This window comes from Bacillus sp. T2.9-1 (assembly GCF_950097965.1).
Classification (GTDB): domain Bacteria; phylum Bacillota; class Bacilli; order Bacillales; family Cytobacillaceae; genus Niallia; species Niallia hominis.
Genome location: NZ_CATNHG010000119.1, coordinates 58263 through 83476, shown reverse-complemented (window position 1 = coordinate 83476; position 25214 = coordinate 58263). Strand labels below are relative to the sequence as shown.

The window sequence follows — 25214 nt, the reverse complement described above, 5'->3', positions numbered from 1 at the left end:
CGAATTTCTCTAAGCGGAACATTGTTCCATTTTTTTAGAATAAGAGAAGGTGTCATTTAAACACCCCTCTCTTTTAAAATATAGATATAGTGAAACTGCGTCTAACCTTAATTGTTAAACAATCTCTTTATCCTTCGATTCAGGAATTAAAAAGATAAACGCTAATACAGATAAAATATAAACACCTGATAGTAAGCTAAGTGCATAGCTTAAAGAATGATTAAGAGAGATATAGCCAATAATAAATGGCGCAAATCCAGCAATCGCTCGTCCTACATTAAAAATTATATTTTCCGCAGTGGAACGAACTTCTGTATTATAATGTTCCGCTAGAAGTGCTCCATAGCCACCCATCATCCCATTTACAAAGAATCCTAATACTCCGCCAAGAAGCAATAAAGCTACCGTAGATGTCACTTGGAAATAAACCCAAACAATAATTGCTGCTGCAATCAAGAAGGTAATATAAGATGGTCTGCGTCCAATTTTATCTGCCAAATAACCAAAGATTAAAATCCCTAAAATCATGCCGATAATCGTCGTTACTGTCCATAACGTTGTTTTATTAAAATCATAGCCTAGTTCTGAAGCAAGCATTGTGGGCATCCAAGTCATAATGCCATAAAAGCCGAAATTTTGAACGCTTGTAGCAATGATTAAGCCAATTGTTATCTTCGTTGTGTCCTTAGAAGCAAATAATTGTCCAATTGCTATCTTATTTTTATTTTCTTCTTTTAGCTTTGTCCAAATCTCAGGTTCCTTTAAATTTTTGCGGGACCAAAATGCAAAAATAGCTGGTACAACCCCTGCAAGGAATACACCGTGCCATCCAAATTTCGGTGCAACAAATAATACTGTTAAAGTAGCAAGAACAATTCCTATTTGAAAGCCGACCGCTACAACAGATGTAGCACGAGATCGATACTTTTTCGGCCAAGTCTCACTGACAAGCGTCATCCCAATTCCAAATTCTCCCCCAAGCCCTAAACCAGCTAAAAAGCGGAAGATAGCAAATGTTTCTAAATTAGGAGCTAAAGCACACAAACCTGTAAAAACAGAAAAAATTAAAATAGTCCAAGTAAATACACGTACTCGCCCAAATTTATCGGCCATTACTCCAAACACAATTCCGCCAATTACAGCCCCAAGCAAAGTAATTGTAGAAAGACTTCCCGCCTGTGCTTGATTAATGCCAAAAAAAGCTATAATAAGCGGCAACGTATATGCCAAAATCATCATATCCAATCCATCCATGGCATACCCAATCGTTGAAGACCATAGTGTTTTCCACTGTTAACCCGTTATCTTCTTCTCCGGTACCTCTGAAGTTTCATGTACTTTCATATTCACTGAAAAAATCCTCCCCTTACCAAAAATAATGAAAAAAAGTTCTATCTTTCTATCAAAGAACCACTAACTACTTCCCTTCTCCTCTCCCCAAAATTATCTTTTATGTCTTTCTACCGCCAGTCGTTTCACTGAACGGAACGATGTTTCAAAATTAAATAACATACATGAATGATACTACTAACTTTTTTGGAAATCTATATTGTTGTCAGAATATATGACAATATTTTTTTTATTCTGATATTTATTTTCGAAGTACATCATACGAAATAACCTCATCTGGTATGGAGATGAGAGAAGGTATTGTCTTACTTAGCTATAAGTAATTCCATAGATAATTATGTTTGATTTAATAGTTGGTTTAGTTCTCTTGCCCAATTTGCTTAAAAATGTCTATTAACTATTAATCTTAGGCTAATCCCTAAGTTGTTTTCATCAGTATTCCAGCTTCTATAGAAGTCCAAAAGCAAAAAAAGAGCTCCCAAAAGTTTGGAAACTCCCATGATACCAGCTATCGCCATCCAATCATAAGTTTTGTCCTTCTGATATGGACAAAATCTAACAACTGTCTTTTTATGGTGCCTGTCACCTATTAGCGACACTCTTTACACCGCTTAGGATAAGATAACCCCTTCATCTTATAAAACTGCTGCTCTCCTAATGTAAAAGTAAACCGGTCTCCACATTCCCAGCATTTTAAAAGAATATCTTGCGGCTCCACACCTTTTAGTGCTTTTTTGATATATTCCTTTCTTTCCTTTGCAATCGAGCTATCAATCGGCTCATCACTGGTTAATGCATTTATCGTTGTGCGAATCTCTTCTTTTACTTTTTTATAATCCACTTTCTCCCATAATTCTAAATAAGGGATAAATGATTGATCCCCAGATTCTCTCACTTTCTCTAGTAGCAAGAGAATCATGCTTCTGTTTCGATCCTTTAAATAGCTCATATCTGGATCTTGCTTCCCTTGCTTGATCCATTCCTTCCACTCATTTAACAGCTCATCCGTATATTGATCAGATTCAAGGTCCCATCCTCGCTCTGTAAAAATAATCATCGGGAGTTTTCCAGAATACTGAATATCTAGAAAATCATAATCAATCATCCAATCAATTTTCTTCATAATCTCTTCTAGTTTCTCTTTTTTAAAATAACCATAAGCCGGACACTTATCCAGCTCCAGTTGTAATACCTTCTTTTCCCGTGAGCCCTTTAAAATTTTCGCAAGAAGCGTTCTTCCTCCACTGTCAATGATCATATCCGCTGCTCTCAATATGGCTTTTATTTCTTCTTCAGATAATCGATTCGTCTTAGCATTTATCATACTGGTAAATCCTCCTCATCTACCCAACGATGATAGAAATCTCATTTTCTTTCCTATTTAATATTTATAACTACCCCTAACTACTTCCCACAACATTTCTTATACTTTTTCCCACTACCACATGGACATGGATCGTTCCTGCCAATTTTTTCACGAGTTTGAAAGCTAATAACTTCTCCTTTTTGACTCGATAAAGGCGGTGATGCCTGCTTATCACGTCCTGATAACTCTACTGGTGTATATCCTTTTAAATACCATTGTCTTGTATTATTCATAAAAACAACAATGATGTCCATTAGCCTTTTTACTTCTTCTAAGCTTTCGAGTGGTAATTCCAACTGTAAATATTGAAGAATCTGACTAGGGTGTTCGTTTAATTTCACATGTATGATACAGTCATCAATTATTGCCTTCGCTTCGTCCTTTGGAATCTGATACACCTCTGTAAATAGTTCCATAAGTTGAGAATACCCCTTTGGACGCTCCAAATAGTTCGTTTCACCAGCTTCAAGGAGCTGTTTCTTCGTAAAAGGATAATAGGCAATATTTTTTCTCAACGCTTGTTCTGCCAAAATCTCTTCAGGTTCTAGGACTTCCCAGTAAGAATAACCGTACTTGTCATAATGAACTTCTTGGTAATATTCCATTGCATCGAAAATAATACGATTAAACGCAGGAACGTTTGGATGGATCGGTATATATTTTTCCACCAACTCTATTAATTGGTTTGCAGGTATAGTTCCATAATAATAGACTAATCCGCGCGTTATCTTAATCCATTCTGTATTTCGCTTCACATCGGTAAGAATTGCACTATCTTGAACAATTTCTTCTAAAGAAGGCAATATTTCTACAGGAATCGTTACGAATGGGTTTCGATTATGATAGACAATAAACATGAAACCCGTCTTCGGGAAATACTCCATCTCCTCTATTTCTACATCCTCTTCACTTATTATTCCATTATTAGCAATAATCCTCTTTAGTAAAAAAATTCGTCGCTCATCATACTCACTAATTATCGTTCTAAGATAATTAGGAATTTCCTCCGCTAAATAGGAAATTAATTCTGCCTTTTTTAAAGAGCTTAAATTTTTGATTCCTAGTTTTTTACCAATCTCTCGAAGGTCTGCCACTTTATATACAGTTAGCCCTTCTTTTAATGTAGCCAATCCCTTAACTTTCTCTTTTTGATTCTTTCTTTTATCTATTTTCATTCCATACCCCTTTCATCCACATCGGTCCATATATGACTTCTTATAAATTTTCTACTATTTATATAATTTTCATTGTACCACTCCACTGTATCATTTATAACCTCTAACACATATACAACTGTCCTAAAAGCGGTTCTATCAAAACTCAGACTGGATATTGATCCGATTCTTTCCCTCTTGCATGTAAAAATTGGAGATATTGCTCGATTTGAGGCTCAGGAAAGTAAGCAAGAATCCGTTCTGAATTTACCAGACTTCCTTCCTTGGCCTCTATATAGTTAAAATAACTACTCCACGGATATTCTTCTAAGCAATCTACCATACCGGCTCGAATTGGATTCAGATGAATATACCGATTTACCTCTAATTCATATTGAGCAGACGTAATCAACTCAGATCCATAACGACTTTCAAACACATGTCCTGTAAAATCGTATTTCTTATTAACATAGATTGCGTAATTAAAATGGAGAATTCTTATAATATCACTTGGGGAATGTTGAAGGGTTTTTATTTGAAGATGAATGTGATTTGTCATCAAACAATAGGTTTGCAGAATAAAAGGCCTTTTTTCCATTGCTTCTGCCAACAATCGCAAATATTCATCTCGATCTTCCTTGTCCCAAAATAAAGAAGTTCGACGAATACCTCGACTCGTAATATGATAACTAGCACCAGGATACCAAATGCGCCTTTTTCTTGCCAACTAACTACCTCCTTTTTTATGAAATTTCATTACTACGATGAAGGATAAAATGGATAGATTTTGCCAAAGCAAAAGGGGAGGGTTATCAATGCTTCACTAAATAAATAGAAAGAATACGAAGAAAGAAAGAACATTAAATTACAACATTCTACTTAAGAAATCAAAATCCCTGCATTTCCCCACAAAAAAAATAGGAAAAGAAACCAAAAAATGATTCCTTCCCCATTGTCCTTCACAGAAAGACAAAATATTCTTTTTGTCTTTTTATGGTGCCTGTCACTCTAACCTAACCCCCACCCCAAAATGATCAGACACAACCGGGGTCTTTCTTCCATCAAAAACCGTTTCATATGAGTCTACAGATAAATTAGCAGAAACGAAGATATAATCAATGCGAAGAAAATCACTATTGTTCTCCCAACCATCAATTTTCTTCTCAACTGTATGGCTGCCGTTTTTAACGGTGGCGTCCAGATAAGCATCCTTTAAAAGCGGATGCTTGGAAACAAGGCTATAGCCTTCCTTCTCGATATGGGCAGGGTTATTAAAATCGCCCATCAACAAAATACAGCTACCTTTCTGCGCTTCCGTTTCCCATTCTTCAACAAGCTTGTTCCATTCATACAAAAACGGATAGCTTTCTGTCTCATCCTGCCACCAAGATAGATGCAGTCCGTACACCAAATAGTTTTTATCATTTGCTTGAAAACTAACTTCTAGTGCTTTTCTTGTATGATAGTCAGTATAATCATCTTTGCGTGACAGCAATATCCCTCTTGTATTTGTTACTTTAAATCGAGTAAGAATGGCGATTCCTTCATCATATTGGTCATAACCAATATGACTAGGAACCCAGCTCCAATAATATTCGAGCCCGTTTTTCTTCAGCTCCTGCTGGAGAAGAAAAGCAAAATTATCTTTTTTAATCACCGTATCTGGATTCGGGGCATTGAAAAAAGAATCTACCTCCGCTTCCTCTGCATCCATCGACTGATTTACCTCCTGCAAGCAAATTACATCATATGGATCAGCCAGCAATTGCTCCTTGATCGCCTCGAGTTTTTCCAAAGGCTTTTCCTCTATCCAGCTATGGGTATTTAACGTTAATAATTTCATTCCCCTTGCTCCAAATAGTCATTAATGTCTGATTTCAGAATGTCCGCCTTTGGACCATAGATTGCCTGAACACCGCCATCCTTTTTAATTAAGCCCATTGCGCCAGCCGCTCTCCAGGACGATTCGTCGCCAACTTTATCTATCTCTTTTACAGATACACGCAATCTTGTCATACATGCATCCACATCTGTAATATTAGCTTTTCCACCTAATAATGCTACAATCTCTAAAACTTGGCTGTTAGTAGGTCCAGCATTCCCAGTCTCTGTATTGTTAGAATCTGCATCACTTTCATAGTTACCATTACGACCTGGTGTTGAAAAATTAAATTTCTTAATCATGAAATTCGCAATGAAATAGCTCACTATAAAAAAGACAATACACACAATCACAAAGTTTAGAACATCGCCGCCCAAGCCTGCTTTAAAAGCAATTGGTAAGCGTGTGATTAGCTCTAGATTCCCAAAGGAATGCAAGCGTAAATCCACAATATCTGCAGAGGCAAAAGCCAATCCTTGTAAAATAGCATAAACAACATAAAGTAATGGTGCCGCAAACATAAACATAAATTCTAAAGGCTCTGTAACTCCTGTTAAGAATACAGCTATCGCTGCTGAAAAAATCATCGACTTATATTTTTTCTTTTTATCCATATCAACATTTCGGTATATCGCAACAGCCACACCCATTAAAATAGCAGTAGCACCAATCATTTGCCCTACTTTGAAACGTGCTGGAGTAACTGTGGAAAGCAGTTGATTGTATGCCCCTGTATCACCTGCATTCTGTAGGTTCACTAAATCACTTGCCCATGCTAGCCAAAGTGGATCTTGTCCGAATACTTCCTTTCCAGCCATCACACCAGACATAATCGTATAGGTTCCACCCAATGATGTATAGTTGATTGGAATCGTTAACATATGATGTAGACCGAATGGAATGAGAAGGCGTTCTGCCGTACCATAGATAAAAGGCGCTAGGATTGGAGCGCTTTCACTTGAGGTAGCAATCCATAATCCAAATTGATTAATTCCTGTTTGGATAGTTGGCCAAATCACTGCAAGCATTAAAGATACGATAACAGACCACAGAATAACTACAAACGGTACAAATCGTTTTCCATTAAAGAAAGCAAGTGCATCAGGCAGCTTTCTGAAATTATAATATTTATTATAGACAATTGCTCCGATAAACCCGGATATAATCCCCACGAAAACACCCATATTAAGTGCAGGCGCTTCCAATACACTTGTAAAATATCCATCTATTAAAATCTTCGTTCCAAATAAAGTATGCGTAAAAGCTCCCTCTTGGGAAAGCATATCATTTGTTACACCAAAGATAGATCCTGTAATTCTATTAATTAATAAGAAGGCAATCCCAGCAGCAAATGCTCCACCTGCTTTTTCCTTAGCCCATGAACCACCAATTGCTAATGCGAATAAAATATGTAAATTACCAATAATTCCCCAACCAATGTTCTCTACAACGCTTCCAATTGTAATAAAAACAGAAGCATCAATCATTGCAATTAACTTTCCTAAACTAATCATAATACCAGCTGCCGGCATAACAGCTACCACTACCATTAGTGCCTTTCCGAATTTTTGCCAAAATTCAAATGAAAACATCTTTTTCATTTTATTACCTCCCATTTCCAATTAAAACGTTTGCACTAAACTTATCTTTGATTATAGTAATATATCTACCATTTTACAAGAAAAAAATTCAAAATTTTAGTATTTAATGCAAAAATAACGCAAACGTTTGCATTTTAAAGAAAGAAGCAACGGAAATCGCTTCCTTCTCTCTTTAATTTATTTCCCACAACATTTCTTATACTTTTTTCCGCTTCCACATGGACAAGGATCATTTCTTCCTACCTTATTTTCTTTACGAATAGGCTCTTTATCACTTCTATTTTGGTTTAAATTTGCTTGATGTGCTAGCTCTCTTTGCAGCGCAGCCTTTTTCCAATCCCCTAATTCTGGATGGTCGAAACCCAAAATGGAATAATAACTGTAGGCAGTATGTTCCATATCAATAAAAGAGGAAAAGTATTCCTTCTTCATATATTTGCTTATTTCCGGAAGTCCATCTTCTGAAAATTGATGACAAAGAGCTTCTATTACTGTGTCTTGATTTTCCAAATCGTTGAATGTGGAATAAGCTTCTCTTAACACCTTAACTGCCAAATCTGTTTTAATATTTTCAACTATAGATGCGGCATAAATAACGGATTCAGACTTCTTCACATAAGGTTCTACAGCAGTCACCACTTTGTCAGATTGAAAGCTAATAAGGGCTGTGGAAACTTCTTCTAATAATGAGTCTTCTTCTCGTTCTAGCAAGCTTGCTAAAAGTGGAATATACTTTTCTATTTTTAGCAAACCAACCATATAGACATTTAGGATACCATTGAAAGAAAACCACTGGTTCTCTATTTCTTCAGCGAAAACCATATCTATTTCTTCTTCTGTAATCCAGCCTTTTTTCACTATACAATTCGCGATATATTTAGCTTGCTTAAATAGAAGATACGGGAATGTACTTGCTGTCTCCATAGCATTTATAACTTCTCCATATTTCTCATAAACTTCCTCTTCTTCTCCGCCTACTAATAGTTCAAATAAGGACCAATTATCTTCGGGAATAAACCCTTTTAAGGCCTCTTTATATTTCATCGCTAGTGCTGGTTCCACATTGTTTAATAATTTCAAAGCCAGATGAACCTTTGTTCGGTCCATTGTCGGTACCTTTTCCATCAAAATTTGTAATGCTTCTTCCGTTATTGGCTGATTTTCTATATGAATTAAAATAGAAGATAGCTTATCTTTATTTGAAAAAGCCTCCTGCAATAAATGAACCGTCCAATCAGCAGGAAGGGCAGGATAATCATTAATTGCGTATAAAATCGTTTCCTGGATTAATAAATCTGGACTGAGTAAGTGTGGTTGTATTTTTTCTAAAAAAGCCATTTATCTTGTTCCTTTCTAACACATAGTATAGAGATTGCTGCTTTTCCTTAATAAAAAGATCAATCAGATGTAACTTCAGAGGATGTACACACCTTCCCTAAAGTAAATCTATCACCCTACGTTCTCCCAAAAACCGACTTAAAAGTCCTATCCGCAAAAACCTTATTAGGATTCCCCATGTCATATACCATCGTCCAATACAGAGCAATTTGAGCGGTACTCCATAATGGCTGATCACGGAGGACTTCTGCAACCTTGATATGGTCATGGTGGATGAATTCTATCTTGGATAATTCGTTAATGCCATGAATGCCGGATGACTTTAATTCGATAATTTGGCTGGAGGTAAGTTCTGTTTTTACCGTGCCTATGATGTTCCATTGGTAGTATTCTAAATCTACACCAAATCCGAGGAGATGGATTTGATCTGGACTAGCTACAATCCCTAATTCTTGCTTTAATCCCCTAATAGCTACTTTGTAGAGATCGATGGTTTTACGGGAATTTTGCTCTCCGTTGGAATTTTCTACTGCATCTTGATATGGATCAATTGCTTCTACTACACTAACATCCAATTCATTTGGACGAATGCCTGTATCTGCTCTTCTTCTTGTAAGAACAATTTTTTCGTCTGCGGTTACGACTGTTAAGACGATTCCAATCCCTTGGGACAAGACATCGGAAGGCACATGTAAATCCTGTATGGCTTGATCGATATATTTTTCTCTAATCGTTTCTCCACTGCTTAATTGGTAATTGTCTAGGCTTGCCACCGTTGCTTGAAAGTTATAATAATCAGATCTTTTGAAATGTAAAACTGGATATGGTTTTTCAATAATATCCGTGTTTGTTTGAAAAGCATTGGTTAAGGCTACCTGATATGTATTGTACATATGCTTTAGGCCTTGCTCTTTTTTCATTTGTTCTCTTGCTTCAATCTTGTCTCGCAGCTCTTTCAATTCTTGAGGCAATTCGAAATACTCATCATCATACCTTGTCTGGATATAATTTCGATCATAAGCAAATTCTCCAGAACCACCGCTAACGACAAAATTTGTTTTTCGGCCTGCTATCCAAAGTACCCCATCGTCTTGTTGAATGGTTTGATACCTTTTGGACTTCCCCTTTATTTTCCTTTGTAGCCATTTACTAATTCTAGTTTTAAAATGAGTGTAAGTATCCCCCAACAGCTGATCTAACAGCCACTCGACAACCTTAAACAATACTTTCCCCACTGCAACGATTAAATCACTCATGTCCTCATTCCTATCTAACTATTTTACTAATAATATTCCTTACTTTAGTTAGATTAACAAAAATTACTTTAAAATGAAATACGAGTTAGTGAAAAGGAACACTAAACGAAGTATATTTATATAAAAAATCAGAAAATTACATAAATACCCATTATACTTGGTTTTCAATTCCTATTTTTTATAGATAATAGGAGAAAAGGAGGGTTAATATTGTTAGTGAGAAAATAGAGCTAGTACTTTCACCTTTTTTCTATAATTTCATATAGGATTAATTGCTCACCATTACACATACTTTATCTCTGCTAATGAAATTCCTCCATCCCCACCTAAGATAACGGGACACGCCTCCCTACTCCATGAAAAAATCCACTTAAAAAGGAGTATCCAAAATGAAAGAAATTCTTACTACGTACAATGTGAATGAAGAAACAAATGCACTAACACCTGCTTTTCAGCTAGACTATCAGACTATCGTACTGGAGGGAAAGCGAGAATTATTTGTGAAACAAACGCCATTGGAATTAATTAAGCTAGCGGCAAAGCGAGGGGGCGCTGAGTATAATGGCAGGAGGACTTCAATGACTTATTTGACAGGCATTCATAAGAAAATTCCGATTCCCATTAATCCACAAAAAAACATCTATGCATTTCCAACTACCTCCCCAAACCAAGCTCATTGCAGTTGGATATTCTTCCATCATGTCGACGAAATTAAACCAACTAAAGGCAACTATCGTTCTATTATCCAATTTAAAAATGGCAGAGAAATAAAGATGAATGAATCCTTACATATATTAGAAAAGCAAATGTATCGAACTTGGTTATGCAAGAAGGCACTTAATGAGTAGATTGTCTTGTAAGGAATACAATTATTTATTCAGAAAACATTTTATTTGAAAATTTTCTTGTTGAATATGTAAAAATATAGAAAAACACACATTATCCTTTATGGTCATTACTTTTTTCTCTTTAGATAATGAGGAAAAAAGAGGGATAACCGTGTCTAATGAGCTTTATAAAAGCAAAACTTACATGACCGTATTAGGTAGACATATTCGAAATAGAAGAAAAATACGTGATGTAAGCATACAGAAACTTGCAGAAGATACAGGCTTTAGTATCAACCATGTCAACAATGTCGAGCTTGGCCATTCCCATCCAGCCACAGGACTATTTCATGCCATTTGTGATGTATTGCAGATTGATGCAACATCGTTTCTTATGGAAGTGAGGGACGAGGTGGACATGTTGTTTCAGGAAGAGGAAGAACAATAAGCAGTAACCTTATGTAGGTAAATGAAATATCATACGAATAGCTAATAGAGGCTTTTTCTTCTAGGGGCGTTACCATTGCCCCTAGAAGTTTGCAATAAGCTAACTTTCTTCCCTTTGCTTCTTCTATTGATGGCTACTCTGAGGATAGTATTTTACTAGTTTGACTATTCTTGCAGTGGGTTACAGCCGCGAAATATTCCTGTAAAACAAGATTATTCAGCTCATCCCTATAATCAAAAATTCAGAGCGTCTCATCTAGTTTTTGAATCATTGAGCGGGAAATTAAATAGACATTGCCTAAAATGTCGACTTTATCGTCCTTTACACGTACTGCGCAATCTTTGTTCGATGCGTAAATATTCATTTCTTCCGATAAGTGAGATAGTTCGTCTTGAACCAATGGAAGATTATTTTCAAGATCAAAATGAGACAGGACGGAAAAATCGTCCAGACCGATTCCTTCGTAAACAGAACTGGTTTCAATGTTATAGCCAAAGCTTTTCGAGCATAACCACTTAGCAGACATGTTAATTGCACCAGCGCTCGCTCCCATTACAACAGCTCTGCTTTTTTTAATAGCAACAGACAATTCATAATCCCTTAAAAACTCATTTTGTTTAATCGTATCTCCGCCCAATAAGAAAATAACGGAGGCATTTTGAATGATGCTATTGGCCTCTTCCTTCTGTACTCGATAATTTATTAAATGATATTCATCAAACATAATGCCAGCCTGGTCAAACCACGAACGCTCCGTAGCACCATCCATTTCATAAAAAAATGGATCTGAGCTAATCATCACAAGTGATTTTCTATCGGTTATATCCTCCTGTAATACCCTGCTCAACTTCGCTGGGAAAAAATTATTAAACCAGCCTAAATAATAATGAATTTTCATAAGTTCCCCCGTAGTAAAGTGTGAATGATATCCATATTCTGTGTTATTGTAACCAACATAAACTCCGTGAGCTTTTTCTTATTTTCTAATATTCAAAAGCAAAACAGCCAACCAGCCTAGCAATAGTTCAGTCGCTATTTTTTGTGCGTTAAATTTTATTGGGATAGACATTCAAAATCAAACTAATGATTTTAATAAATGACACTATAAGAAAACCGTCTTCCATCTTCTATAATTAAAAAAATCCCAATTTTATAATCAGGATTTTTTTAAACTTAGACAGGAAAAGTCTAAAATTCTCGTGAAACATGATATGCGAGGAGTTGCTGAAACCATCCCTTTATTAGTAGTTTCCTAATCCTGAAACAGGGGTTTGGATAATTACAGGATTTTTTCCTGGATCTAGCCATTTTAAGATGCTTATTACGTTTGCTTGAGATGTACCGGTGCAACCGAGAGTGTAACTACTGCTAACATGGAAGAAAATCGCACTCCCTTTATTTGGAGTTCGTGCTGTATTGTAATTAATCACAAATCCGTAATTGTAAGCTGCAATATTCATGTTTTCGGCACTGTTCCACTGGTCTTGGGTTTTGCTTTTTGATTGCCAAGTGTTGTATAGCTCTGAGTTAGGATCATCTATCCAGACATCATCACTCGTAATTTTCCGATAAGGTAATTTAGTACCAGGGTTATCATAACGCCCGAATGCTGTCCCAATTGTATATTTTCCGATTGGAGCCTTCTTCCCGCCTTCACTCATAGCGGAAGGAGTAGCGAATCCTTTTTTACCAATATAGCCTGCAATGTTAAGTAACTGGGTCCATTTTCCCTTTGAATCCTTTTCAAATGTACGAATGGTTGCGGAACTTGTACTCGATCCATTTGTTGTAACGAGAATTAGTTGTTGGTTTGCATCAATCGTTTTCAGTTGATCCGCTACGTTACCACTAGATGCAGGCGTGCTTTGAGTAGGTGTAGTGGGCTTTTTAGAATCAGAAGTTGAAGTTTCTTTAGGAGAAGTACTTTCTGTAACGACTGGTTTTTTGGTAGATAGATATTTACTAGAAACCCATCCTGTTTTATTATTCACCCTTACTTTACTCCATCCATTAGAACTTGTTTCGATTACTGTAGTTTGAATTCTTTAATAGATAATCTTTCCTCTATCCTTGATTACATTTTAACAACTATGATTTTTCCTATTATATCTTATAAAGACAAGGATGCAGTAAAACCATCCCTTCAATTCTCTTCATAATAAATAATAAGAACTAATACAAATTTCATAAATATCCAACAATACAATCCATTAACTGGATATACCATCCATTATAATACTGTTTATGGAATAAACCTATGATAATTCAATCGTTTTTCTTCCAAGTAATTATATGGGACAAGGAATCCGGCATCTTGTCCCATATAAAAAAGAAGGTGGGACAAAACTAAATAACTAATCTTTAAAGACGAACAATCTTTAATTTATCTCTTAAATAAGGCTACTTTCTCATGATGGTTATCTATGTTTTTAAATCTAGATAAGTGTAAAAACTAAGTCGTTCCATTGCGCTACGGACGCTCGCTTTCCGCGGGGAGGAAGCTAAGCCTCCTCGCTGCGCTGCGGGGTCTCAGCCTTTCCTCTATTTCCCGCAGGAGTCGAGCGTCCTCCGCTCCATTTCACTTCGTTTTTAAACCTTTTTCTAAAAAACAAACACGAACTATAATGTAATTTAATTACATTATAGTTCGTGTTTGTTGTTGATTGAAATACTTATGTCCCAGCCTCATTTGACAGTCCCGCAAAGGATTGTTATCTGCCCTGAAATCTTTTATAGACACTATCCGGATTATGACAGTGACCAAATCCATGAAGATAGATAACTCCATTATCTTCACGATATCGATATATGGTACGCATATCGGCTGGGTGCTTGTTTACTCTTTTACTTTGATAATGGAAAGAACGATAACCCATATAATTATCTCGGAGCAGTCCTCCGATATGGGGGTTTCTTTTAATTTGAATAATCGATCGAATAACATTGTCAGCGGCGGAATCGAAATCGAAATCGTTCGGAAAAGCATTTGCTAAATTTATAACGTCGGTAATAACATCTGTCGGTACATGTTGAATGCCCGATATGGTAGTAATTTGAGCAATCGTTTCAGCTATTTTGGAATTACTTATCATCATCTAGTGGAGACCTAAACTTTTCTGGATTAGATAAGAAAAGGGCAACCGCATCTTCTGCAGCTTCTTTTCCACCCCTAACATACTCTGCTTCTTTGCGTTTTAAACGATATCCATATAGCTGTTCCACTTCTGCTGTTTCGATTTCTACTTCTAATTCTTCTTTTTTACGTTCTAATAAGGACATATACTCGATCATCGCTTGATACACTTCCGGCTTGAGTAAAATTGCTTTTGTTTCGTTACGATCCACAACCTCCATTGCAGCTAATCGGTCCAAATCTTCACGCCATTGTGTGGATCGACCTAGCTGTGTGACTCCTACTCTGCTCCCCATTTGGAAACCATGACGGATTTTTTGTACTTCTTCGATTGCTTTGGCAGACAATTTACTCATCTCCTTTTCTTTCATAATTGTTTTCACCTCCCATTATATACTATAAATATGAAATTGTGTATTATAATGTGTATTTAAATGTGTATTATTATATGTATTAAATTACATGTGTTTATTATGTTCTATTCTGTTATTTTTTAGTCAATACATGCTGTGAAAGGCTTAAATAACAACAAAAAAGCAGCCCAACGGCCGCGCATATTTCGTTTTTTTGTGACTCTTTTAAATCCGCTTCCTTCACTCAACAATTCTGCTTATTTTTGATGTTTTTCTATAATCTTTATAAGATAGATTAGATCTTCTTCAAACCTTTTTTTCTTTTTTGGATTAGCTAAGATTATTTGGGGGTTAACTGCTCCAATAAAATGACGGAGCTTTTTATTCTTCAAAAACAGCTCTGTATGCTCTGAAAATAAATCTTTAAACCATTGTTCGTTTCTAAGTAATTTTAGATTCTGATTCTTTTGTTCCTCGGTCGGATAATAACTAATATCTTTTCCTGCCCACAGAATGATTAAAGTTTCTACTATTTCACTAAGCATCCGATCATCTCCTTAAAAAGATATATTGTTACTAATATAAAGTTTTCCGAAAGAAACCAAGAGCAAAGGGACATATCTTCAATCCACTATCAGTCTTATGTTTTATTTAGCAGGAATTGGAGCAAAAGTAATAGTATTTATACTACATTAATATATTTAGATTCTACAAGCATAAGTTTTTAACTGTTATAAGCCTTATTTTTATAAAATAAAAGAAAGAATGGGTATAAAAATGAAAAGAAATCCATGGTACACAAAAGAAAAATTTATATACTTTATATCAATAGTAGCACCTATCATTGCGTATATAATCATTCTACTAAACAAGAAGAAATGGCAACATGTTAAGTATATAGAATATTTATCATTTGCAACTATCACAACAAGTATATGGATTATCGGCTTAATACCTGGGTATTTTAGACTAGCATTCCTTTTAACTATACTAATATTTTTCTTACTTCGAAAAATATTTAGAAGACGATAATAATCACGTGGCCATTCATTATTTCACTACCAAGATAACGCAAAACTTCCTCTATGCTTTTCTCCCTCTACCAGCAACTTATAGGTACCAAGTTGATTGAATGTTAAAGTATCAACATCGTCCTTTTCACGAGTGGTAAAATCAATGGGGCCACCAAAATCACTACTATCTAACTTTCTCTCAAGCTTCGACAAATTCCGAGGTTTCACTGTGACCAAGCATTACCAAGAATTAAATTTTGAACAAGCAACCAGCCCCCTTCTCCCTAAAAAAGAATTGAATTGGTTATACTATTTGATGGTGTTATAATAATAAATAGTACTTTGAAAAATTTCGGGTCGAACCGTTTGATTTAGGAGTGTAGAAAGCAATGCTAATAGAAGTGCAAGCCAAGTTGCCTGGAGAGAATAATAGGGATTATTCATACAGATTAATAAAAGAAGCGATTATGTCGTTGCGATTGAAACCGGGTCAATCTTTAAGTGAGACAGAAATCGCTGAGGCACTTCATATTTCTCGTACTCCAATACGTGAGGTAATAATGAAGCTACGAGAAGAACACTTAGTAGAAGTAATCCCACAAGTAGGAACGTATATTTCTAAATTTAAACCAATTTTAATAGAAGAAGCAATATTTGCAAGAATTATCTTGGAAAAAGAAATTTTAAAACAATCCTGTATTTCCTTCCCGAAAAATGTATTAGTAGAAATGAAAAATAATATCGCACATCAAGAATTATTGCTGGATCAAAAAGGAATGGAGCTGGAATTCCACAAATTAGATAAGCAGTTTCATTTTCTGATTTTTCAAGGAAACAATAAGGAAAATGTCTGGAATTCCATTATTCGATTAAGTACACATTACAATCGCATGAGACTGCTAGCCGAGATGAATCTAAGCTTCAGTGATGCAATCCTCCAACATAAAACAATCGTAAAAATGATTGAAAGCAAAAATATAGATCAAGTGGAAGCTATTATAAGAGAACATATTATTGAACCAACAAAGCTTTGGGAAGATTTATATAAGCCTACTAGTCCATATGTAGATTTTTTTGACCTTACCAATAAAATGCCAATATTCTAGGGAAAAAACTAGAGTATTGGCATTTTTTGTCATTAAATAATTATTACAATTTGGTGAAAATTATTTAATAAAATAAGTCTCCTGTAAATTTTATGGTTGTAAACGCTTCACAATAATGCTAGTATACTAGTATAAAAGAGAAACGATAAAATGGAAAGGGAGGCAACCGAGATGGAAATGACATTTCGTTGGTATGGAGAAGAAGATCCAGTAAATATTGAGTATATTGCTCAAATTCCTGGGATGAAAGGAATTGTAACCGCTATATATGATGTACCCGTTGGAGAAGTTTGGCCAATGGAGAAAATCCTAGCCTTAAAAGAAAAAGTCGAAAGTGTAGGTTTGAAGATTTCTGTCATTGAAAGTGTACCTGTGCATGAAGATATTAAATTAGGGTTACCAACAAGAGATCGTTATATCGAAAATTACAAGCAAACTATTCGACAATTAGGTGAAGTCGGGATCCCAGTCATTTGTTATAATTTCATGCCTGTATTTGATTGGACTAGATCCGATTTAGCATATGAGCTTCCGGATGGCTCAACGTCATTAATTTATGATGAATCTACTGTTCAAAAGATGAATCCGATGCTTGGAGAGTTATCACTCCCTGGTTGGGATACTTCTTATGGTGAAGGAGGTTTAAAAGGCTTATTACAACAATATGAAGGCGTGGATGAAGAAAAACTTTGGGAGCATTTAAAGTACTTCATTGGAGAAATTCTACCAGTAGCCATTGAAAGTGACGTAAAAATGGCCATTCACCCAGATGATCCACCATGGTCCATTTTTGGGTTGCCACGAATTATTACGAATAAACAGAACCTAGAAAGATTCTTAGATTTATATGACTCACCAAACCACGGTCTTACACTTTGCTCTGGCTCATTAGGATGTGATCCGAATAATGACTTTGTTGATATGGTGAAATACTTCGGGGGAATAAAAAATCGTATTCACTTTGCCCACTTGCGAAACGTTAAGATTACGGGAGAAAAATCATTTTGGGAAACTGCTCATTTATCTACAGAAGGTTCATTAGATTTTTATGAAATTATAAAGGCTTATGTAGATTATGGATTTGAAGGACCATTTCGTCCGGACCATGGTCGCATGATTTGGGGTGAAGAAGGAAGACCTGGCTATGGTCTATATGATCGCGCTCTAGGTGCAGTATATATAAACGGATTAATAGAGGCAATAAAAAAATCAAGCTAAAGAAACTCCTTAATGGAGAAGAACAGATTAAATACAAGATGCAGAATCTTGTATTTAATCATTAATAATGAAAGCGTTTATACCTCGTGCTATATTAAAAGAAAACTAGAATTTTAAGAGTAAGCATATAATACATCACAAACAGCAATCAAATAAAGGAGAGAATACTATGCCATTAATTATTACTGCAATTGGTATTATACTTTTATTAATTTTGATTATGAAGGTTAAGCTTCATACCTTTATAACATTGATAGTTGTTTCGTTCTTACTAGGTTTAGGACTCGGAATGCCAATCAATGAAATCATGGGGTCTATCCAAAATGGATTAGGTAATACAATGGCTAGTACGGCATTGATTTTTGGTCTTGGAGCCATTTTAGGGAAATTAATAGCTGATGCTGGTGGAGCCCAACGTATTGCAATGACACTAATTCATAAGTTTGGTGAGAAGCGAGTTCAATGGGCAGTTGTCCTCTCTTCATTTATTCTTGGTGTTGCCTTGTTTTTTGAAGTAGGACTTGTCTTATTAATACCAATCGTATATCAAATTACCAAACAAACTAAGATCTCATTTCTTTGGTTAGGGTTGCCAATGACAACCGCATTATCTGTAACACATGCTTTCTTACCACCCCATCCTGGACCAACTGTTATTGCTGCTCAATATGGTGCCAATATTGGAATGGTTTTGCTGTATGGATTTATCATTGCTATTCCAACAATTATTATTGCTGGACCACTATTTACAAAATTTTCAAAAAGAGTCATTCCATCAGCTTTTGATAAAGTGATAGAAGGTAGTATTGCCAAACTAGGTGATGCAAAAGTCTATAAATTAGAAGATACACCGTCGTTTCGTGTGAGTGCATTCACTGCATTATTTCCAGTTCTATTAATGAGTATATCTACTGTTGTTACACTAATAAAAAATGTCGTAGGCTTAGATGATAACTTATTCTTTGCAATTGTTGCGACAATTGGGCATCCATCGATGGTTATGCTATTATCAGTGTTGCTAGCCATCTATACAATGGGGATTGCACGACAAATTCCAATGGATCAACTCATGGCATCAGCGGAAAGTTCTGTCAAAGCTATTGGGATGCTATTATTAATCTTAGGGGTTAGTGGATCACTTAAAGAGGTATTAATGGATGGTGGCGTCGGAGATTATGTTGCTGAAATTTTCGAAGGAAGTACGATTTCCCCATTATTACTCGCATGGTTAATTGCAGCAATTATTAGACTTGCACAAGGATCGGCAACCGTATCCGCGTTAACAACAGCTGGGTTAGTTATTCCAATGGTAGCTGGAAGTGATGTAAATTTAGCCCTATTAGTATTGGCAACAGGCTCTGGTAGTGTTATAGCTTCACACGTTAATGATACCGGTTTCTGGATTGTAAAGGAATCTTTCGGATTGACAATGAAGGAAACATTTGCAACATGGACAGTACTCGAAACACTTATTTCCGTCTGTGGATTAGTGTTTGTCTTATTGCTTAGTTTATTTGTATAAAAGCCAAAGACATAACCCTGCTCCCAAGATTCAAAGCCCATGGAATTTTCGCATAGTACAATTTCATTGGCTTTGAGTTTTTTTACTGCTAATAACTAAATCAAATTGAATAAATAGTCCCCCTTCCCTATCTCCTATACAGACTAATAAAGTACAACATTTTGGATTTGCGGTGCTGATGTTTTCACTCCCAAAATAGCGCCAAACTCCCTCTATGCCTTACTTCTCCCTCTACCTACAACTTATAGGTACCAAATTGGTTGATTGTAAAAGTATCACCATCTTTTTATAGTGGCCCTTAATCAGCTCAAGTTCAAAATGCATCACACTATCCCCCTCCCATGAAACATAATTTTTTATGGCATCTCTGTTTCCATAAATTTGTTATAATTATAAACGGTCAGTCATTTCAGAATTCTACAGTAATTCCGCGTTTTCATGATAAATATTCATATACTAGCAATAGGAATGGAGGTTTAATGAGAATGAGCATTTTCATCGTAATGGTTGTAGGTGTACTAGGCATTGCTGGCTTTCTTGCTTGTGACCTAAATTTTGACACATAGTTGAAAGCAATTGTTATAAGCTATATAATAAACGTATATAATGAAAAAGAGAAGTGCGCGAACACTTCTCCCTGCAACCTCTACCGTCAGGTTATGGTTGTCAATTAAATATTATTTTGGTCGAGAACCACCCTTTTGCTTGCGACGGCGTAGGGTGGTTTTCTTGTTTTCTAATATGTTCTTCCGAAAGAAATAGGCGCTTATCTCACGCACAATCCCCTTCAGAACTTCACGAACAAATTCAAGAAATGTTTCCATGATTATCACCTCCTTTCCTAAATGGAAAGAAGCACAACAACCAACCACCCTCACAATATTCAGTTGCTATTTCAGTTTATCACATTCACACAATCTAACTCTCTATCAATCTTCGACAAATTTCGGGCCGTCACTGTGACCAAGAGTATTCGAAGGAAGTGTTTATAATGACCAAACCTAAATGAACAGTTTGTTTGGACAATGTATATTGCCGTCCTAAAAAGAATATTTTTAGTTAAGTCACTATTTTAAGATAGGTCCCAAAAGAATGGGAATGATTTCAAAAAAGGAAGTGGTGGTGAATGAATAGTGAGATTCGGGTTCGTGATCCAGCATGGTTAACCAATCATATATTTGGTACCTTGCAATTTTATTATCCAAGATGTATTGATTATCGTAATGGTGGATACTTTCAGTGCTACTTAGATGACGGGACAATCTGCAATAATCAGACGAAACACTTAGTAGGGACATCTCGCTTTATTTACGTGTTTAGTGTTGGAGCCATGTTACGTGGTGATTCATGGTGTCTACAGGCGGCTGAGCATGGTTTATCCTACCTTCAAAATTATCATCTGGATATTAATAACGGAGGTTATTTTTGGAAGTTAAACAATAATCAGGTGTCTGTTTCTAAGAAATATGCATATGGACACGCATTTGCTTTACTTGCAGCTTCCAAAGCCTATCAGGCAGGGATACCTTGCGCTTCTCACCTAATAGACTATATTTATAACATACTCGACCAATATTTTTGGGAGCCAGATCACGGGTTATATCTAAATGAAATGAATTCAGATTGGTCCATTATAAATCCATACAGAGGGCAAAATCCGAATATGCACCTGTGCGAGGCAATGATCTCAGCCTATGAAGCAACCGGTAACCATAAGTATCTAGAGAGAGCCTATATATTAGCATATAATGTTACCTTAAATTTAGCTCAACAATCAGAAGGATTAATATGGGAACACTATGACCCTAATTGGGTAATTGATTGGAACTATATTGAAACCAATAAAGAGATGCAGCAATTTCGGCCCCAAGGCTTTATTCCTGGTCATTCGATTGAATGGAGCAAACTACTCTTACTCTTGGAAAGATATAAATCTGAATCATGGATGATAGAGAGAGCAGTAGAATTATATAATAGCGCACTAAAGCCCGGCTTAGACACTGAATATGGGGGGATATACTATTCGATTGACCGTGAAAGAAAAGTACTAGAGTCAGATAAATACTATTGGGTGATGGCAGAAGCGATTGGTGCATCAGCACTTCTTGGAACACGATTAAAAGCTTTCACATATTGGAGAAATTATGATGCTCTATTTAATTATGCTTGGAACTATTTCATAGATAAAAAACGGGGTGGTTGGTATGAAAAAGTAAATCGATTTAATCAAAAGGTAGGGAATAAGAAAAGCCCCGTAACGAAGACGGATTATCATCCAATTGCAAATTGCTATGAAACCATCCGAGCACTAACGAATCTGTGAGTAAAAGGTTTTAACGAACTTTATCTTATTTAAATGAAATAGGAAAGGGGAATGTCCTATCTATCCTGTTTATAAATTCTTAGAAAAAAAACAAAAGTGTCAAGATATAAATATTGCTTTTCCTCCTCAACACCAAGAACAACATCCAGGTCTTGAACACACTATGGAGCCAAAACCTATTTCGGAAAATCCTTATTACCAAGCAAGCGGAAAACTGAAAGACCGAGTAGCTATTATCACAGGTGGGGATAGTGGAATAGGAAGAGCCATCGCCTATGCTTATGCTAAAGAGGGAGCCGACGTTGTTATTTCCTACCTTTATGAACATCAAGATGCACAAGAAACAAAAAGTAGAATTGAACAAATCGGCAGAAAGTGCCTACTAGTTCCCGGTGATTTACAACAGGAAAAAATGTCATATACCGTCGTCCAACAGGCAGTCCATCATTTTGGAAAAATTGATATTCTGGTTAATAATCACGGAGTACAGTTTATTCAACAGAGCATATTAGATATCACAGCAGAACAATTAGACGTAACCTTCCGAACAAATATCTACTCATTTTTCTATATGACCAAAGCCTGTTTACCACATTTAAAGAAGGGCAGTTCCATTATTAATACAACTTCTCTCGCAGCCTATCAAGGAAATCAAGAATTAATTGACTACTCCGCTACTAAAGGGGCCATCCTGACTTTCACACGCTCCCTTTCGCAATCTCTTCTAGACAAGGGTATTCGTGTGAATGGTGTTGCACCTGGACCTATTTGGACACCTCTCATCCCCTCTTCCTACTCAGCAGAAAAAGTAGCAACCTATGGAACCGACACATCCAAACCACCAATGAAACGTGCAGGGCAACCTTTTGAAGTGGCAATCAGCTATGTATTTCTTGCTTCTGATGACGCAAGCTACATGACTGGTCAGATTCTACATCCAAATGGTGGCACAATAGTTTAACGGTGTATTTTGAGGCGTCGCTGTGGTTGTTTGGTCACAGTGACTCCCCGAAATTTGTCGAAGATGGATAGAAAGTTAGAATGTATAAATGTGATAGAATTTAGAAATAAAAAAATGAGGGTGTAAATGATGGAAATAGAATGGAAAAAAGAAACGCTTATTATTGAAACTTTAAGAGAATCAGAGGTATGGGCTGATTCTCTAGCTAACGAAATACATAGTAGAACAAGAACAATAAATGGATATATAACACCAGATTATAAAATAGCATATGCTCTTTCATTTTTTCTAGCTTCTAATCCTGATTTTGTTGTTCATTCAGAAAAAAGTTTCCGTATTCGTCCAGGAGTAAAGGTTGAGGATTCATTTATTTATAAAGTTTGGGTAACTATTAATAGTTACTAAATCACAAATGAGGTAAAACTATACAATGATTATCCCCCTTTCCTAAACCGAAAACAACACCTCCAATATCCAGCTACTATTTCAGTTTATCATTCACACCATCTAATTCTCTATAAATCTCCGACAAATTTCGGGACCTCACTGTGACCAAGAATTTTGGGACAAGGAACCTGACCCCATGTCCCATGAAACAAGATTTTTCGGGGCGTCACTGTGACCAAGAATTTATTTTTCTGATAAAATTGAATGGAGAGAAAAGGGGGAGGTCCTATGTGTTATACATTACGAGAAGAAATACAAGAAAAATTAAAAAATAAGAATTATCATTGTGAAAAAGAACTGACGCTCTCTATAATTAGCGGGAAGTGGAAATTAGTTATTTTATGGCATTTAGGTGTTGAAGGCTCACACCGCTTTAGTGATCTTCAAAGACTATTTGAAAATATTTCTCATAAAACTCTTTCAAAGCAATTGAAGGAACTTATAGAAGATGGATTAATTAGTCGAAAAGTATATCCAGAGAGCCCACCAAGAGTCGAATATTCGATGACTAAACTAGGATATACAATATTGCCTATTGTTAAAATGATGTATGAGTGGGGCAAAAATCGCATCTCGCAATTAAGACAAGAAGGGTTACTGTAGTGTGGTTATTTCTTCCTTAAAAAGATAAGTGGCCAGTTGTAAAAATCTGGCCACCTCACATTAGTTGTTCAATAATTTTTTTGATTCACGTATAAAAGCGGGAAGATCATCTGGAGTACGACTTGTAACAATATTATGATCAACAACAACTTCTTCATCTTTAAAAATTGCCCCTGCATTAATCAAGTCTTTACGAATTGATGTAAAGCCAGTAACGTTTACGCCCTTTAATAAATCTGTATCGATTAGGAACTGTGGTCCGTGACAGATAGCGAACACTGGTTTTTTTGCTTCAATAAAAGAGCGTGCAAAAGCAGCATTTCTTTCATCAATTCTAAGTAAGTCTGGTGAAAATCCACCAGGCACTAAAAGTGCATCGTAGGTGTCAGCCTTAACCTCATCGATTCCTTTATCAATTTTAAAATTAACCCCGTTCTTACCAGTAATATCTTTGCCTGCGCGTTCCTCGATTAAATCAACCACATGACCAGCACTTACAAAAGAATCTACTGGATCAGTCAATTCAATTTCCTCAACAAGGTTTGTCACAAGTACAGCGATTTTCTTACTCATTTAGATCAACCCTTTTTTAAAATTTTGTTACTATTTCATGATAAACCATCGTACTTCAATTTTGAAGAATGCACATTTTTGTGCGGTAGTTACTAAAAAGTTACTTTTAGTGTTTGGTCACAGTGACTCCCCGAAATTTGTCGAAGATGGATAGAAAGTTAGATTGTGAGAGAATCAGAGGTATGGGCTAATTCTCTAGCTAACGAAATACATGGTAGAACAATAAATGGATATATAACACCAGATTATAAAATAGCATATGCTCTTTCATTTTTTCTAGCTTCTAATCCTGATTTTGTTGTTCATTCAGAAAAAAGTTTCAGTATTCGTCCAGGAGTAAAAGTTGAGGATTCATTTATTTATAAAGTTTGGGTAACTATTAAATTATAAATGAGGTAAAACTATATGATTAATACATACTAAAAATGTCTACATGTCAGTACAAAAAATTTAAATTTTTTCACTCATTTAATTTTGACACTTTTACTTTTTCGACGTCGTTTACTTCACTTCATTTGAAAATACATTTTCAAAACATTAGCATTTCTTTTAATAGTCAATGCTTTTTCTTTTATAAACGAATATTTAGATATTCAATTCCTAGAAAAAAACAATGAAAAAAATCCTACAGTTTGTTGCGTAATCTGTTGGACTTTACTATACATAGGAAACGAATTGCCGCTATGTGATACATTTATTGGCGAAGACTAGTAAAAAATATGGCAAGCGTGGTAAAATCA

Annotated in this window: 26 protein-coding genes; 10 read left to right on the top strand and 16 right to left on the bottom strand. The window is 35.8% G+C overall.

Annotated features, from left to right (window positions below; all coding sequences use genetic code 11):
- Window positions 1-114: 114 nt before the first annotated feature.
- From QQZ16_RS18050 to QQZ16_RS18015, 8 genes are all read right to left on the bottom strand, one after another.
- Window positions 115-1254 carry an MFS transporter gene (locus QQZ16_RS18050; protein ID WP_284561601.1) on the bottom strand — a complete coding sequence of 380 codons (1140 nt, stop codon included), beginning with the start codon at window positions 1252-1254 and terminating at the stop codon, window positions 115-117.
- Window positions 1255-1939: 685 nt separating this feature from the next.
- Complete coding sequence (locus QQZ16_RS18045; protein WP_284561600.1) at window positions 1940-2674, bottom strand: RQC-minor-1 family DNA-binding protein; 735 nt, start codon at window positions 2672-2674, stop codon at window positions 1940-1942.
- An 80-nt stretch (window positions 2675-2754) separates the two neighbouring features.
- Window positions 2755-3891 carry an SEC-C metal-binding domain-containing protein gene (locus tag QQZ16_RS18040; protein WP_284561599.1) on the bottom strand — a complete coding sequence of 379 codons (1137 nt, stop codon included), beginning with the start codon at window positions 3889-3891 and terminating at the stop codon, window positions 2755-2757.
- A 145-nt stretch (window positions 3892-4036) separates the two neighbouring features.
- Window positions 4037-4597 (bottom strand): transposase, encoded by a 561-nt coding sequence (locus tag QQZ16_RS18035; RefSeq protein WP_031538597.1) that lies wholly within the window; start codon window positions 4595-4597, stop codon window positions 4037-4039.
- 276 nt (window positions 4598-4873) lie between these two features.
- Window positions 4874-5713, bottom strand: coding sequence for an endonuclease/exonuclease/phosphatase family protein (locus QQZ16_RS18030; RefSeq protein ID WP_284561598.1), 840 nt, complete (start codon window positions 5711-5713; stop codon window positions 4874-4876).
- On the bottom strand, window positions 5710-7353 hold the full coding sequence (locus tag QQZ16_RS18025) for a PTS transporter subunit IIBC (RefSeq protein ID WP_284561597.1): 1644 nt from the start codon (window positions 7351-7353) through the stop codon (window positions 5710-5712). Before QQZ16_RS18025 ends, QQZ16_RS18030 begins: the two co-directional genes overlap by 4 nt.
- Before the next feature lie 177 nt (window positions 7354-7530).
- Window positions 7531-8691: an SEC-C metal-binding domain-containing protein gene (locus QQZ16_RS18020; RefSeq protein WP_048716977.1), complete on the bottom strand. Its 1161-nt coding sequence runs from the start codon at window positions 8689-8691 to the stop codon at window positions 7531-7533.
- Window positions 8692-8807: 116 nt separating this feature from the next.
- Window positions 8808-9947, bottom strand: coding sequence for a hypothetical protein (locus QQZ16_RS18015; RefSeq protein ID WP_048716973.1), 1140 nt, complete (start codon window positions 9945-9947; stop codon window positions 8808-8810).
- 389 nt (window positions 9948-10336) lie between these two features.
- On the opposite strand from QQZ16_RS18015, the gene QQZ16_RS18010 reads away from it, so the two are divergent.
- Complete coding sequence (locus tag QQZ16_RS18010; protein ID WP_031538587.1) at window positions 10337-10795, top strand: competence protein ComK; 459 nt, start codon at window positions 10337-10339, stop codon at window positions 10793-10795.
- Window positions 10796-10946: 151 nt separating this feature from the next.
- On the top strand, window positions 10947-11222 hold the full coding sequence (locus tag QQZ16_RS18005) for a helix-turn-helix domain-containing protein (protein ID WP_031538585.1): 276 nt from the start codon (window positions 10947-10949) through the stop codon (window positions 11220-11222).
- A 241-nt stretch (window positions 11223-11463) separates the two neighbouring features.
- On the opposite strand, the gene QQZ16_RS18000 is transcribed toward QQZ16_RS18005, so the two are convergent.
- The 6 genes from QQZ16_RS18000 to QQZ16_RS17975 form a co-directional block, all read right to left on the bottom strand.
- The gene (locus tag QQZ16_RS18000) at window positions 11464-12120 is read right to left on the bottom strand and encodes a Type 1 glutamine amidotransferase-like domain-containing protein (protein ID WP_031538583.1); all 657 of its coding nucleotides are present in this window, start codon (window positions 12118-12120) and stop codon (window positions 11464-11466) included.
- Between the two features lie 343 nt (window positions 12121-12463).
- Complete coding sequence (locus QQZ16_RS17995) at window positions 12464-13249, bottom strand: L,D-transpeptidase family protein (RefSeq protein ID WP_446715460.1); 786 nt, start codon at window positions 13247-13249, stop codon at window positions 12464-12466.
- Between the two features lie 684 nt (window positions 13250-13933).
- On the bottom strand, window positions 13934-14317 hold the full coding sequence (locus QQZ16_RS17990; RefSeq protein WP_284561596.1) for a hypothetical protein: 384 nt from the start codon (window positions 14315-14317) through the stop codon (window positions 13934-13936).
- Window positions 14304-14726 (bottom strand): hypothetical protein, encoded by a 423-nt coding sequence (locus QQZ16_RS17985; protein WP_031540316.1) that lies wholly within the window; start codon window positions 14724-14726, stop codon window positions 14304-14306. Before QQZ16_RS17985 ends, QQZ16_RS17990 begins: the two co-directional genes overlap by 14 nt.
- 239 nt (window positions 14727-14965) lie before the next feature.
- Window positions 14966-15253 carry a hypothetical protein gene (locus QQZ16_RS17980; protein WP_031540315.1) on the bottom strand — a complete coding sequence of 96 codons (288 nt, stop codon included), beginning with the start codon at window positions 15251-15253 and terminating at the stop codon, window positions 14966-14968.
- Between the two features lie 513 nt (window positions 15254-15766).
- Window positions 15767-15949 carry a hypothetical protein gene (locus QQZ16_RS17975; protein WP_284561595.1) on the bottom strand — a complete coding sequence of 61 codons (183 nt, stop codon included), beginning with the start codon at window positions 15947-15949 and terminating at the stop codon, window positions 15767-15769.
- 161 nt (window positions 15950-16110) lie between these two features.
- Between QQZ16_RS17975 and QQZ16_RS17970 the strand changes: the two genes are divergently transcribed.
- The 3 genes from QQZ16_RS17970 to QQZ16_RS17960 all read left to right on the top strand — a co-directional run bounded on the left by QQZ16_RS17970 (window position 16111) and on the right by QQZ16_RS17960 (window position 19567).
- A complete protein-coding gene (locus QQZ16_RS17970) occupies window positions 16111-16827 on the top strand; it encodes a GntR family transcriptional regulator (RefSeq protein ID WP_048717721.1) in 717 nt (238 codons plus the stop codon).
- 171 nt (window positions 16828-16998) lie between these two features.
- Window positions 16999-18045 (top strand): mannonate dehydratase, encoded by a 1047-nt coding sequence (gene uxuA / locus QQZ16_RS17965; RefSeq protein WP_048717722.1) that lies wholly within the window; start codon window positions 16999-17001, stop codon window positions 18043-18045.
- 169 nt (window positions 18046-18214) lie between these two features.
- A complete protein-coding gene (locus QQZ16_RS17960; protein ID WP_048717723.1) occupies window positions 18215-19567 on the top strand; it encodes a gluconate:H+ symporter in 1353 nt (450 codons plus the stop codon).
- A gap of 677 nt (window positions 19568-20244) precedes the next feature.
- Here QQZ16_RS17960 and QQZ16_RS17955 read toward each other — a convergent pair.
- Window positions 20245-20391, bottom strand: a complete 147-nt coding sequence (locus tag QQZ16_RS17955; RefSeq protein ID WP_192840943.1) for a hypothetical protein — start codon at window positions 20389-20391, stop codon at window positions 20245-20247.
- Window positions 20392-20693: 302 nt separating this feature from the next.
- Between QQZ16_RS17955 and QQZ16_RS17950 the strand changes: the two genes are divergently transcribed.
- The 4 genes from QQZ16_RS17950 to QQZ16_RS17935 all read left to right on the top strand — a co-directional run bounded on the left by QQZ16_RS17950 (window position 20694) and on the right by QQZ16_RS17935 (window position 23901).
- A complete protein-coding gene (locus QQZ16_RS17950; RefSeq protein WP_284561594.1) occupies window positions 20694-21890 on the top strand; it encodes an AGE family epimerase/isomerase in 1197 nt (398 codons plus the stop codon).
- 58 nt (window positions 21891-21948) lie between these two features.
- The gene (locus QQZ16_RS17945; RefSeq protein WP_284561632.1) at window positions 21949-22851 is read left to right on the top strand and encodes an SDR family oxidoreductase; all 903 of its coding nucleotides are present in this window, start codon (window positions 21949-21951) and stop codon (window positions 22849-22851) included.
- Between the two features lie 135 nt (window positions 22852-22986).
- The gene (locus QQZ16_RS17940; RefSeq protein ID WP_284561631.1) at window positions 22987-23256 is read left to right on the top strand and encodes a hypothetical protein; all 270 of its coding nucleotides are present in this window, start codon (window positions 22987-22989) and stop codon (window positions 23254-23256) included.
- A 270-nt stretch (window positions 23257-23526) separates the two neighbouring features.
- Window positions 23527-23901 (top strand): winged helix-turn-helix transcriptional regulator, encoded by a 375-nt coding sequence (locus tag QQZ16_RS17935; RefSeq protein WP_048717726.1) that lies wholly within the window; start codon window positions 23527-23529, stop codon window positions 23899-23901.
- A 60-nt stretch (window positions 23902-23961) separates the two neighbouring features.
- Here the strand turns inward: QQZ16_RS17935 and QQZ16_RS17930 are convergent, their stop codons facing one another.
- A complete protein-coding gene (locus QQZ16_RS17930) occupies window positions 23962-24474 on the bottom strand; it encodes a type 1 glutamine amidotransferase domain-containing protein (RefSeq protein ID WP_284561593.1) in 513 nt (170 codons plus the stop codon).
- 165 nt (window positions 24475-24639) lie between these two features.
- Here QQZ16_RS17930 and QQZ16_RS17925 point away from each other — a divergent pair, with 165 nt between their 5' ends.
- Window positions 24640-24864, top strand: a complete 225-nt coding sequence (locus QQZ16_RS17925) for a hypothetical protein (protein ID WP_284561592.1) — start codon at window positions 24640-24642, stop codon at window positions 24862-24864.
- The last annotated feature ends 350 nt before the right edge of the window (window positions 24865-25214 follow it).

Coding starts and splice junctions, on each gene's coding strand:
- QQZ16_RS18050 (WP_284561601.1), bottom strand. CDS start 1,254: ATGGATGGATTGGATATGATGATTTTGGCATATACGTTGCCGCTTATT.
- QQZ16_RS18045 (WP_284561600.1), bottom strand. CDS start 2,674: ATGATAAATGCTAAGACGAATCGATTATCTGAAGAAGAAATAAAAGCC.
- QQZ16_RS18040 (WP_284561599.1), bottom strand. CDS start 3,891: ATGAAAATAGATAAAAGAAAGAATCAAAAAGAGAAAGTTAAGGGATTG.
- QQZ16_RS18030 (WP_284561598.1), bottom strand. CDS start 5,713: ATGAAATTATTAACGTTAAATACCCATAGCTGGATAGAGGAAAAGCCT.
- QQZ16_RS18025 (WP_284561597.1), bottom strand. CDS start 7,353: ATGAAAAAGATGTTTTCATTTGAATTTTGGCAAAAATTCGGAAAGGCA.
- QQZ16_RS18020 (WP_048716977.1), bottom strand. CDS start 8,691: ATGGCTTTTTTAGAAAAAATACAACCACACTTACTCAGTCCAGATTTA.
- QQZ16_RS18015 (WP_048716973.1), bottom strand. CDS start 9,947: ATGAGTGATTTAATCGTTGCAGTGGGGAAAGTATTGTTTAAGGTTGTC.
- QQZ16_RS18010 (WP_031538587.1), top strand. CDS start 10,337: ATGAAAGAAATTCTTACTACGTACAATGTGAATGAAGAAACAAATGCA.
- QQZ16_RS18000 (WP_031538583.1), bottom strand. CDS start 12,120: ATGAAAATTCATTATTATTTAGGCTGGTTTAATAATTTTTTCCCAGCG.
- QQZ16_RS17990 (WP_284561596.1), bottom strand. CDS start 14,317: ATGATGATAAGTAATTCCAAAATAGCTGAAACGATTGCTCAAATTACT.
- QQZ16_RS17985 (WP_031540316.1), bottom strand. CDS start 14,726: ATGAAAGAAAAGGAGATGAGTAAATTGTCTGCCAAAGCAATCGAAGAA.
- QQZ16_RS17980 (WP_031540315.1), bottom strand. CDS start 15,253: ATGCTTAGTGAAATAGTAGAAACTTTAATCATTCTGTGGGCAGGAAAA.
- QQZ16_RS17970 (WP_048717721.1), top strand. CDS start 16,111: ATGCTAATAGAAGTGCAAGCCAAGTTGCCTGGAGAGAATAATAGGGAT.
- uxuA (WP_048717722.1), top strand. CDS start 16,999: ATGGAAATGACATTTCGTTGGTATGGAGAAGAAGATCCAGTAAATATT.
- QQZ16_RS17960 (WP_048717723.1), top strand. CDS start 18,215: ATGCCATTAATTATTACTGCAATTGGTATTATACTTTTATTAATTTTG.
- QQZ16_RS17955 (WP_192840943.1), bottom strand. CDS start 20,391: ATGGAAACATTTCTTGAATTTGTTCGTGAAGTTCTGAAGGGGATTGTG.
- QQZ16_RS17950 (WP_284561594.1), top strand. CDS start 20,694: ATGAATAGTGAGATTCGGGTTCGTGATCCAGCATGGTTAACCAATCAT.
- QQZ16_RS17935 (WP_048717726.1), top strand. CDS start 23,527: ATGTGTTATACATTACGAGAAGAAATACAAGAAAAATTAAAAAATAAG.
- QQZ16_RS17930 (WP_284561593.1), bottom strand. CDS start 24,474: ATGAGTAAGAAAATCGCTGTACTTGTGACAAACCTTGTTGAGGAAATT.